The organism is Labrys neptuniae (genome assembly GCF_040797145.1).
Classification (GTDB): Bacteria; Pseudomonadota; Alphaproteobacteria; order Rhizobiales; family Labraceae; genus Labrys; species Labrys neptuniae.
The window spans coordinates 1-10,518 of sequence record NZ_JBFNQD010000036.1; the positions used below are offsets into that span (position 1 = coordinate 1).

Sequence of the window (10,518 nt, forward strand, 5' to 3'; positions counted from 1 at the left end):
GCGGGGTGGAGCAGCCCGGTAGCTCGTCAGGCTCATAACCTGAAGGCCGCAGGTTCAAATCCTGCCCCCGCAACCAACGTTCTCGAATAAGCCCTGTCGCTAACCGCGCAGGGCTTTTTTGGGTTTGCGGCCCCCAGTGTCATGATGGCCGCTGACCTGCTCCCCTATTTGTCCGCGTCTACATGTTGTGGTCCGTTGCGGCTTGAGGTGCTCCCCGTCTTTGGATCGCCCCGGGCCAGAACTTCCGGGGTGTCGGGCTCAGAGGGCGGAAGCTGCCGCTTGAACTTTCGAACAACTCTGGAATGCAATCGGCGATATCTGCGATCACCGCAGCCCCAAAAATGCTGGAACTATCTCAACGCCGCCGGCTATGCGTCCGACTAGATGTCCGATGCTCTAGTAAGAAGCCCCCCAATCGCCCGTTCTCGAGAGGCGGACGTTGCATGCCAAGCGAACCACGCACGTAGCTCGGTAGAAAGTCGCATGAAAGGCAGTTGAGATCGACGGCGCACTGACTTCTCCGGCTTCGCCGCAGCCGGAGGTGCCTTACTGTAACGATTTGATTAAAAACATTTTTACACGGCCTGGATGACCTGCCGCGCTTGCCAAGTGCCATGAAGAAGGAATGGCGGAGAGGGAGGGATTTGAACCCCCGATGGAGTTGCCCCCATGCCGCATTTCGAGTGCGGTGCATTCAACCACTCTGCCACCTCTCCGCAGCTGGTCGGGGGCTTCATATAGATATGCGCCGCGCGGGGCAAGACCGGAATGGCGGAAAAATTGGGAGAAAGTTACGGCATGGTGCTGCGGGAGACCGGGGCGGGATGGTCGGCCATCTCATCTCGGTTCCGGAGGGGCGGCAACAAAATCGCAGCCCATCTCGGTGTTTCGATTGCCAGCGGCAAGCGAGGTGCTTAAGTCGGGAGGGCGCCTGCGTCGGGCAGGCGCCCTCGCGGCATCACAGCGGAGCCCATGTCCGTCCTCTCTTCCGCCTATTCGGGATTTCGTCTCGCGTTCGAGGCGTTGCGCGGACATCGCGGCTGGGGGCCAGCCTGGCGCAAGGCGGCGCCCAAACCGGCCTATGACGTGGTGATCGTCGGCGGCGGCGGGCATGGCCTGGCCACGGCTTATTATCTCGCCAAGAATCACGGCATCACCAACGTCGCGGTGCTGGAGCGCGGCGGCATCGGGCTCGGCAATGTCGGGCGCAACACCACCATCATCCGCTCCAATTATTTCTCGCCCGAGAACATCCGCTTCTACGATTTCTCACTCCGGTTGTGGGAAGGGCTCGAGGCTGAGCTCAACTACAATGCCATGGTCTCCCAGCGCGGTGCGCTCAATCTCGTGCATGCGGACGGCCAGCGCGATCTGCTGGCCCGGCGCGCCAACCAGATGCTGCTCGAAGGCGTCGATGCCGAGCTGCTCGACAAGGAAGGCGTCAAGCGCTTGGTGCCGCTCATTGACGTCGACAATGGCCGCTTTCCCGTACTCGGCGGTTTCCTGCAGAGGCGGGGTGGCACGGTACGCCATGACGCTGTGGCCTGGGGCTATGCCCGTGCCGCCGACCGGCGCGGCGTCGACATCGTCGAGAATTGCGAGGTCACCGGCATCACGCGCGAGGGCGAGGCGATCAGCGGCGTCGAGACCAGCCGCGGCGGCATTCGCGCCGGCAAGGTGCTGTTCGCGGTGGCCGGGCATTCCTCGCTGCTGGCCGGCATGGCGGGCTTGCGCCTGCCGCTGGAGACCCATGTGCTGCAGGCCTTCGTCTCCGAGGCGATCAAGCCGCTGATCGATTGCGTCGTCACCTATGGCGCCGGCCATTTCTATGTCAGCCAGTCGGACAAGGGCGGTCTGGTCTTCGGCGGCGCGCTCGACGGCTATAATTCCTATGCCAGGCGCGGCAGCCTGCCGATGGTGGAGGACGTGTTGGCGGCAGGCCTGACGCTGATGCCGGCCCTCGGGCGCCTGCGCGTGCTGCGCCAATGGGGCGGGGCGATGGACATGACCGCCGACGGCAATCCGATCATCTCGACGACGCCGGTGCCCAATCTCTATCTCAACGGCGGCTGGTGCTATGGCGGCTTCAAGGCGATCCCGGCCGGCGGCTTCACCACGGCCCATCTGGTGGCGACCGGCGCGCCGCACCCGCTGATCGCCCATTTCGGCCTGGAACGCTTCCGGGAGGGGCGGGTGATCGACGAACGAGGCATTGGCCCCTATGCCTGGATGCATTGAGATGAGAAGCATCACAATGACCGCACTTGTCATCCTCAGCCCCGACTTGCTCGCAAGTCGGGGCGACAGCGCCACCGCAGGCGGCGGGAAGGGGCTCCAGAAGCTGCAGGGTGCGATTCAAGGCCCCTGGATCCCCTTCCCCTCGCTTTGCTCGGCCGGGGATGACAACACCCACAGCTCGTCGAACTCACGGGGCTTTCTGACCGCTGAGGCCTTCCTGTCATGCTGAGAATTGCCTGTCCCCATTGCGGCGTGCGTGACGAGGTCGAGTTCCGCTATCGCGGCGATGCGTCGGTGCTGCGGCCGGGCGAAGACGCCGGGGTTGAGGCCTATTACGACTATGTCTATGAGCGCGACAATCCGGCCGGCTGGCATCTGGAGTGGTGGCAGCATGTGCATGGCTGCCGGCAGGTGCTGAAGGTGCTGCGCGATACGGTCAGCCATGAGATCCAGGCCGTGGCCGCCGGGCACGGTTTTCCGGCGGGGGCCACCGATGGGTCCCGCCGGGAAACTGTGCAAATGCTTGAGATCTCGCAGGTCCCTCTCGATCATGCCCATGGCACGATCGAGAGGGACCCGCCTGGGCATGACGAGATCGCCCTGCCGGAGCACTCGGCATGAGCGGCCTCTATCGCCTGGCCCAAGGCGGACAGATCGATCGCGGCAAGCCGCTGACCTTCCTCTTCGACGGCAAGATCCTGCATGGCTATCGCGGCGATACCCTCGCCTCGGCCCTGATGGCCAATGGCGTGCGCATCGTCGGGCGCTCGTTCAAATATCACCGGCCTCGCGGCATTTTCACGGCCGGGCCGGAAGAGCCGTCAGCTCTGGTGGAACTGCGCCGGGGCGCCCGGCGCGAACCCAACATCCCCGCCACCACCATCGAGCTCTTCGAGGGGCTGGAGGCGGTGAGCCAGAACCGTTGGCCCTCGCTCGGCTTCGACCTCGGCGCGATCAATGGCTGGCTGTCGCCCTTTCTGCCCGCTGGTTTCTACTACAAGACCTTCATGTGGCCGGCAGCCTGGTGGGAGAAGGTCTATGAACCGCTGATCCGCCGGGCGGCGGGGCTGGGGCGGGCGGCGCGCGAGCCCGATCCCGACAGCTACGACACCATGCATGCCCATTGTGACCTGCTGGTCGTCGGCTCGGGGCCGTCTGGGCTCGACAGCGCCCTGGCGGCGGGGCGGGCCGGCAAACGCGTGATCGTGCTGGAGCAGGATTTCGCCTTTGGCGGCTCGGCACTGCTCGACCCCGCTGCGCGTGAAGGCCTGACCGACAAGCTCGCCGAACTGGCGGCGCTTCCCGAGGTAATGCTGCTCAACCGCACCGGCGCCTACGGCCTCTATGACGGGCTGGTCGTCGGCGCCGTCGAGCGGGTAGCCGATCACCGCATCACGCCCGGGCAGCGCGAGGTGCGCCAGCGCCAATGGATCATCCGTCCGGGCCGGATCGTGCTCGCCACCGGCGTGCAGGAACGCCTGATCGCCTTTCCCGGCAATGATAGGCCGGGCGTGATGCTGGCGTCGGCGGCGGCGGTCTATGTCGCGCGCTTCGGCGTGGCGCCTGGCCGGCGGGCGGCCTTCTTCGTCAACAATGACCGCGGCTACGGTGCGGCCCGGCTGCTTGCCGAGGCCGGCGTCGAGATCGCCGGCATCATCGACACCAGGCCCGATTCCGCCGCCGGCCGCGAGGCGGAACGAGCTGGCATCCCCGTCTGGTTTGGATCGCAGGTCTCCGCCACCGAGGGCGCGCCCCTGCATGTCCTGACCATCACGCCTGTCGCAGCCAGGCTGCGGCCGCAAATGCTGCTGGCCGACCTGCTCTGCGTCTCCGGTGGGCACGATCCCCGCCTGCAACTCGCCGGCCAGGCCCGACTGCCCTTCGAGTGGGACGAAAGGGCCGTATCCTTCTGCGCCAGGGGCAATGAGCGGATCGAGCTCGTGGGCGATGCCGCGGGAACGGCGGGCGAGGGCACGCCGCCCCACCCCTTCTGGGAGGCCAAGGTTTCGCGCGGCTCCGGCAAGGCCTTCGTCGATCTGCAGCATGACGTCACTGCCGACGACCTGCGGCTGGCGGTACGCGAGGGCTATGCCCATGTCGAACATGCCAAGCGCTACACCACGCTCGGCATGGCGACCGACCAGGGCAAGACCGGCGGCCTCGTCGGCAGTGCCATCCTGGCCGACGCGAAGGGGCAGGGTGTCGCCGAGACGGGCCTGCCGACGTTCCGGCCCTATGCCTCGCCGGTTTCCTTCGGTGCGCTTGCCGGTGCCGAGACGGGCGAGCATTTCCGCCCCAAGCGCCGGCTCGCTCTGCATGACTGGCATTCGCGGCACGGCGCCGTCTTCGTCAAGCTCGGCCTCTGGCTGCGGCCCCTGGTCTATTCGCCTTCCCGGGATACCAGTTGGGCACCGGTGCTCGCCGAAGCCAGGGCCGTGCGCGAGGCTGTCGGCGTCACCGATGCCTCCTCGCTCGGCAAGATCGATGTCCAGGGTCGCGATGCCGGCGTCTTTCTCGATCGCATCTATGCCAATGGTTTCGCTTCCCTGCCGGTGGGACGAGCCCGCTACGGCCTGATGCTGCGGGAGGACGGCATCGTCTTCGACGACGGCACCACCTCCAGGCTGGCCGAGGATCATTATTTCGTCACCACTACCACGGCCAATGCCGGGCCGGTGTTGGAGCATCTCGAATTCCATCACCAGGCCGTATGGCCCGATCTCGACGTCCAGATCACCAACGTCGCCGATCAATGGGCGACTTTCGCGGTAGCCGGCCCTAAGGCCCGGGCGGTGCTCGCCCGCATCACCAGCCAGGACCTCGACGATGCGGCCCTCCCCTTCATGGCCGTTGCCGAGACGATGATTGCCGGGGTTTCCGGCCGGCTCTTCCGCATCTCCTTTTCGGGCGAACTCGCCTATGAGGTCAGCGTGCCCTTAGGCCATGCCGAGCCGGTGTGGGAAGCCATCCTCGCGGCCGGCAAGCCCTTCGGCATCAAGCCCTATGGGCTCGATGCCCTCAACCTGCTTCGGATCGAGAAGGGGCATGTCGCCGGCAGCGAGCTCAACGGCCAGACCACGGCCGCCGATCTCGGCCTTGGCCGCATGCTCAAGAAAAAGGGCGATTATGTCGGCCGCGTCCTGGCCGGTCGTCCCGGCCTGACCGAGGCTGGGCGCCTTGTCCTGGTTGGCGTGAAGGTGGACGATCCCGGGCAGAAGCTGCGGGCCGGCGCCCATCTTACCGCCTCCGCCGAAGCCAAGGAGAGCCTGGGCTTCGTTACCGCCGCCTGCCCAACCACGCAGGGGAAGGGCTTCATCGGCCTTGCCCTGCTGCGCGGCGGCAAGGAACGGATCGGCCAGAGGCTGCATGCTGCCGATCCCGTGCGCGGTGAAGCCTGTGAGGTCACCATCGTCTCCCCGCATTTCGTCGATCCGGACAATCTCAGGGTGAAGGATGCCTCGCCGGTCGGGGTCGTCGAGCCGCTGGTCCTGCCGCGCTCCGTACCCGGTCATCACGCCTTGATCCCGGACCGCCCCTCCGATCGCGTTGCCGAGGTGCAGTTGGCCGAGCGCAGCCCCGACATCGCCGAGATCAAGCTGCGGCGGGATGGCGAGGCGGGCTTGCGCCGTGTGCTCAAGGCGGAGTTCGGGTTGGATCTGCCGGAGCCCGGCCGATCGGCGGTCTCGGGGGCGCTGAAGGTGCTTTCGCTCGGCCCTGGCGACTGGCTGGTGCTGGACAAGCAGGGACGGCCGGGCAGCCTTGCCGTGAGCCTAAGACATGCTCTCGGCGAGAACGCCTCGGTGGTGGATCTTTCCTCGGCCTTCGGCGTGCTGCGCCTGTCGGGGCCTAAGGCGCGCAGCGCGCTGATGAAACTATGCCGGATCGACCTGCATCCGCGCGTGTTCGGGCCCGGCCATGTCGCACGCACCCTGATGGCGCAGATCCCGATCCTGCTGCACCAGGTCTCCGACGAGCCCGCCTATGACCTCTTCGCCCCCTCGACCCTGGCCCAGGCCTTCGCCGAGGTGCTGGTCGAGAGCGCGGCCGAATATGGCCTGAAGCTGGATTGATCCTGGGACCGCCAGCATCCTTGCTGGCTCTCCTTTCCTGCAAGCGCAGTGTGTCCAAGAGCCAGCAAGGATGCTGGCGGTCCCAGGAAAAGCGCCCCGCCGGGGAAGGCGGAGCGCTCATTTGCGAACGATGACGCGAGCCTCAATGCTTGCTCGCCGCCGTAGCGCCGATGCCGGTCTGCGACCGGACATACTGGTCGTCGAAGCCGGCCCGGTCCTCGGCGGCGCGCTGGCTGTTGTCGAGCTTGGAGAACAGCCAGATCCCGGCAAAGGCCAGCGCCATCGAGAACAGCGCCGGATTCTCGTAGGGGAACGGCGCCGAGCCCTTGGGATGCTGGAGCACGGCTTCCCACACGCCGGGCGAGAAGATCACGCCGAGCAAGGCGGAGATCAGGCCGAGATAGCCGCCCATCACCGCCCCGCGCGTGGTCATGCCGCGCCACATCATCGACATCAGCAGCACCGGGAAGTTGCAGGAAGCCGCGATGGCGAAGGCCAGGCCCACCATGAAGGCGACGTTGACGTTCTCGAAGGTGATGCCGAGCCCCATGGCGATCACGCCGAGCACGATGGTGGTGATCTTGGAGACGCGGATCTCGTCCTGTTCCTTGGCCTTGCCGCCCTTGATCACCGTGGCATAGAGGTCGTGGCTGATGGCCGAGGCGCCGGCGAGCGTCAGGCCGGAGACCACCGCCAGGATGGTGGCGAAGGCGACGGCGGCGATGAAGCCGAGGAAGATGTCGCCGCCGACGGCGTCGGCCAGATGGATGGCGGGCATGTTGATGCCGCCCCGGATCGCCTCCAGCCCCTTGGCCGGATCGGTCAGGAAGGCCGGGTTGGTCGACACCAGAGTGATGGCGCCGAAGCCGATGATGAAGGTGAGGATATAGAAATAACCGATGAAGCCGGTGGCGTAGAACACCGACTTGCGGGCTTCCTTGGCGTCGGCGACGGTGAAGAAACGCATCAGGATATGCGGCAGGCCGGCCGTGCCGAACATCAAGGCAAGACCGAGCGAGATGGCCGAGAGCGGGTTGGCGAGCGTGCCCGGCTGCATGATCGCCGCCCCCTTGGGATGGACCTCCACCGCCTTGGCGAACAGGGCCTCGAGGCTGAAATTGAAGGTGAGCAGCACCATCAGGGCCATGAAGGTGGCGCCGCCCAGCAGCAGGCAGGCCTTGATCAGCTGCACCCAGGTGGTGGCGACCATGCCGCCGAAGGTGACGTAGAGCATCATCAGGACGCCGACGATGATGACGGCGTAGCTGTATTGCAGGCCGAACAGGAGCTGGATCAGCTTGCCCGCGCCGACCATCTGCGCGATCAGGTAGAAGGCCACCGTCACCAGCGTGCCGAAGGCGGCGAGCACGCGGATCGGCGTCTGCTTGAAGCGGAAGGAGGCGACGTCCGCGAAAGTGAACTTGCCGAGATTGCGCAAGGGCTCGGCGATCAGGAAGGTGACGATCGGCCAGCCGACCAGCCAGCCGATCGAATAGATCAGGCCGTCATAGCCCTTCATGTAGACCAGGCCGGAAATGCCGAGGAAGGAGGCCGCCGACATGAAGTCGCCGGCGATGGCGAGGCCATTCTGGAAGCCGGTGATGCCGCCGCCCGCCGTGTAGAATTGCGAGGCCGATTTGGTGCGGTTGGCAGCCCAGGCCGTGATTCCCAGCGTAAGGAGCACGAACAGGCCGAACATGATGATGGCGTGCCAGTTGGTCGCCTGCTGCTGCACCGGTCCGGAGACGGCGTCGGCGAGGGCCTGGGTGGCCGTGAGGGCCGGCAGGAAGGCCGCGAGGATGAGGGTACTGCGCTTCATCCGCGTGCCTCCTTGACGATTTCCTGGGTCAGCGTGTCGAATTCGGCGTTGGCCTTGCGGACATAGATGCCGGTGAGGATGAAGGCGGCGACGATGACGAGAATGCCGATCGGAATGCCGATGGTGGTGACGCCCGTGCCCAGATGCTGCCCGAGCACGCCAGGCAGATAGGCGACGACCAGGATGAAGCCGAAATAGATGATCATCATGATCGCCGAAAGCGTGAGGCTGAGCGTTCTTCGGCGCCGTACCAGTTCCTGATATTTCGGATTTTGTTCAATGGATTTGTAAGAAGACATTATGTTTCCCCCGACGCCGCTTTACCGGCAAGGCAGCCCAAATGTTTTGCAGGTCCACCGTCGGGTTCAACCTAGGATTAAGCCAACATGTCGCGCAATGGACAATTCCGTCTATTCCCAATCCATTGAACGTCCTGTGCTCGTTGTTGTGAGCTATTCCGACGATCGGGTTTCGGCCGCGCCGGATTCCTTAGGAAAGGCTCGCCCGGCCGGCGGGAATGCCGGATCCGACACGCCCTTGAGAACTGGTGAAAACTCGGACTGGTCAACAATATCTTAACAGCCGCTTCCTAGCTTGGCCGCGTCACGAGCGGATAAGGTGGGCATGGAGACGATCTCGGTCATTCTACTTTTATTGCTGGCTGTCGTCCTCAGCGGCGTGCTGGCCAGGATGCTGCCGATCGTCCTGCCCCTGCCGCTGGTCCAGATCGGCTTCGGCGCAATCATCGCCTCCTTTGCCAATTTCAGGGTCGAGCTCGACCCGCAGGTCTTCTTTCTGCTGTTCCTGCCGCCGCTTTTGTTCCTGGATGGCTGGCGCATTCCCAAGGACGGCCTGTTTCGCGACAAGGGCACCATCATCGAGCTGGCCCTGGGCCTGGTGGTGTTCACCGTGATCGGTGTCGGCTTTTTCATCCACTGGCTGATCCCGTCCATGCCGCTGGCGGTGGCTTTTGCGCTTGCGGCCGTCGTTTCGCCGACCGATCCGATCGCGGTATCGGCTATCGCGGCCAGAGTACCCATTCCCAAGCGGCTGATGCATGTGCTGGAAGGCGAGTCGCTGCTGAACGACGCTTCCGGCCTGGTCTGCATGCGTTTTGCCGTTGCCGCGGCCTTGACCGGCACCTTCTCCTTCACCAGCGCCCTCGGCACCTTCCTCTGGGTGGCGAGCGGCGGCATCGCCATCGGCATCGCCGTCACCTGGGGCGCGTCCCTGGCCAATCGCTGGGTCGCGCGCCGCTTCGGCGACGAGGCGGGCTCGCAGGTGCTGGTCAGCCTGCTGATCCCCTTCGCCGCCTATCTCCTGGCCGAAGAACTGCATTGCTCCGGCATCCTGGCCGCCGTCGCCGCCGGCATGACCATGAGCTATGTCGAGCGCCTCGGCCAATCGCTAGTCGCTGCCCGCATGCGTGGCGGCGCCGTGTGGGACATGGTGCACTTCGCGGCCAACGGCATCATCTTCGTGCTGCTCGGCGAGCAGATCCCGCAGATCGTCGCCGCCGCTGCCAGGAGCCATGGTGCGATCTGGATGATCGTCTATGTCCTCGCCATCACCCTGGCGCTGGCGATCCTGCGCTTTCTGTGGGTGTGGACCTCGCTGCGCTTCACCCTGTTTCGCGCCGCGCGCAAGGGCAAGGCGATCATGCTGCCAAGCTGGCGGCTGATTGCCGCCGCCTCGCTCGCCGGCGTACGCGGCGCCATCACCCTGGCCGGCGTGCTGACGCTGCCTTTGGCCCTCAGCGACGGCACGCCCTTCCCGGCGCGCGACCTCGCCATCTTCCTGGCAGCCGGGGTGATCGTGATGTCCCTGGTGGCGGCGAGTGTCGGCCTTCCCCGCCTGCTCAAGGGGCTGGAGCTGCCGCCCGAGCCCTCGCACCAGGAGGAGGAGGACGAGGCCCGCATCGCCGCGGCGGAGGCGGCGATCAAGGCGATCGAGCGGACCCAGCACGAACTGGGGCTGGGACGCAGCGATGCCGATCTCTACGCCGATGCCAGCGTGCGCATCATGGATCTCTATCGCCAGCGCATCGACGGGCGACTGCAGACCGGCGAGGAAGCCGAACTGACGCGCCGCATCGACGAGATCGAGCGCCAGTTGCGCCTGGCGGGCCTCAGGGCCGAGCGCGACCAGATCTTCCAATATGCCCGCACTCGGCGGCTCTCGGACGAGGTGGCCCGCAGATTGGTGCGGGAACTCGATCTGCTCGAGGCCCGTTTTGCGACGGGTTGAATCCCTGGGATCGCAGGCTTCCAGCCTGCATTTTGGAAACGCTACGCCTGGGGCAGGGGAAGATGCAGGCAAGATGCCGGCGGTCCCTGTGTAGTTAGACTGTGTCAGGATGGGTGCGGGCGAGAGACCGTGCGATCCTGGGTC

At 65.6% G+C, this 10,518-nt stretch carries 6 protein-coding genes and 1 tRNA gene; 4 read left to right on the plus strand and 3 right to left on the minus strand.

The window, feature by feature from the left end; genetic code table 11:
* Positions 1-626: 626 nt before the first annotated feature.
* A tRNA-Ser gene (locus ABXS05_RS34710) sits at positions 627-716 on the minus strand.
* 256 nt (positions 717-972) lie between these two features.
* Here ABXS05_RS34710 and ABXS05_RS34715 point away from each other — a divergent pair.
* From ABXS05_RS34715 to ABXS05_RS34725, 3 genes are all read left to right on the plus strand, one after another.
* Positions 973-2,238 carry a sarcosine oxidase subunit beta family protein gene (locus ABXS05_RS34715; RefSeq protein ID WP_367627072.1) on the plus strand — a complete coding sequence of 422 codons (1,266 nt, stop codon included), beginning with the start codon at positions 973-975 and terminating at the stop codon, positions 2,236-2,238.
* Between the two features lie 222 nt (positions 2,239-2,460).
* Positions 2,461-2,859: a sarcosine oxidase subunit delta gene (locus ABXS05_RS34905; RefSeq protein WP_437178722.1), complete on the plus strand. Its 399-nt coding sequence runs from the start codon at positions 2,461-2,463 to the stop codon at positions 2,857-2,859.
* Positions 2,856-6,308 carry a 2Fe-2S iron-sulfur cluster-binding protein gene (locus ABXS05_RS34725; protein WP_367627073.1) on the plus strand — a complete coding sequence of 1,151 codons (3,453 nt, stop codon included), beginning with the start codon at positions 2,856-2,858 and terminating at the stop codon, positions 6,306-6,308. Before ABXS05_RS34905 ends, ABXS05_RS34725 begins: the two co-directional genes overlap by 4 nt.
* Before the next feature lie 142 nt (positions 6,309-6,450).
* Here ABXS05_RS34725 and ABXS05_RS34730 read toward each other — a convergent pair whose 3' ends face one another.
* The gene (locus ABXS05_RS34730) at positions 6,451-8,127 is read right to left on the minus strand and encodes a cation acetate symporter (RefSeq protein ID WP_367627074.1); all 1,677 of its coding nucleotides are present in this window, start codon (positions 8,125-8,127) and stop codon (positions 6,451-6,453) included.
* Positions 8,124-8,426, minus strand: coding sequence for a DUF485 domain-containing protein (locus ABXS05_RS34735; protein WP_367627075.1), 303 nt, complete (start codon positions 8,424-8,426; stop codon positions 8,124-8,126). Before ABXS05_RS34735 ends, ABXS05_RS34730 begins: the two co-directional genes overlap by 4 nt.
* 325 nt (positions 8,427-8,751) lie before the next feature.
* Between ABXS05_RS34735 and ABXS05_RS34740 the strand changes: the two genes are divergently transcribed.
* Positions 8,752-10,374 (plus strand): Na+/H+ antiporter, encoded by a 1,623-nt coding sequence (locus ABXS05_RS34740; protein WP_367627076.1) that lies wholly within the window; start codon positions 8,752-8,754, stop codon positions 10,372-10,374.
* Positions 10,375-10,518: the final 144 nt, after the last annotated feature.

Bases quoted from the DNA above. Each gene is read 5' to 3' on its own strand.
- ABXS05_RS34905 (WP_437178722.1), top strand. From the start codon at position 2,461: ATGCTGAGAATTGCCTGTCCCCATTGCGGCGTGCGTGACGAGGTCGAG.
- ABXS05_RS34725 (WP_367627073.1), top strand. From the start codon at position 2,856: ATGAGCGGCCTCTATCGCCTGGCCCAAGGCGGACAGATCGATCGCGGC.
- ABXS05_RS34740 (WP_367627076.1), top strand. From the start codon at position 8,752: ATGGAGACGATCTCGGTCATTCTACTTTTATTGCTGGCTGTCGTCCTC.
- ABXS05_RS34735 (WP_367627075.1), bottom strand. From the start codon at position 8,426: ATGTCTTCTTACAAATCCATTGAACAAAATCCGAAATATCAGGAACTG.
- ABXS05_RS34715 (WP_367627072.1), top strand. From the start codon at position 973: ATGTCCGTCCTCTCTTCCGCCTATTCGGGATTTCGTCTCGCGTTCGAG.
- ABXS05_RS34730 (WP_367627074.1), bottom strand. From the start codon at position 8,127: ATGAAGCGCAGTACCCTCATCCTCGCGGCCTTCCTGCCGGCCCTCACG.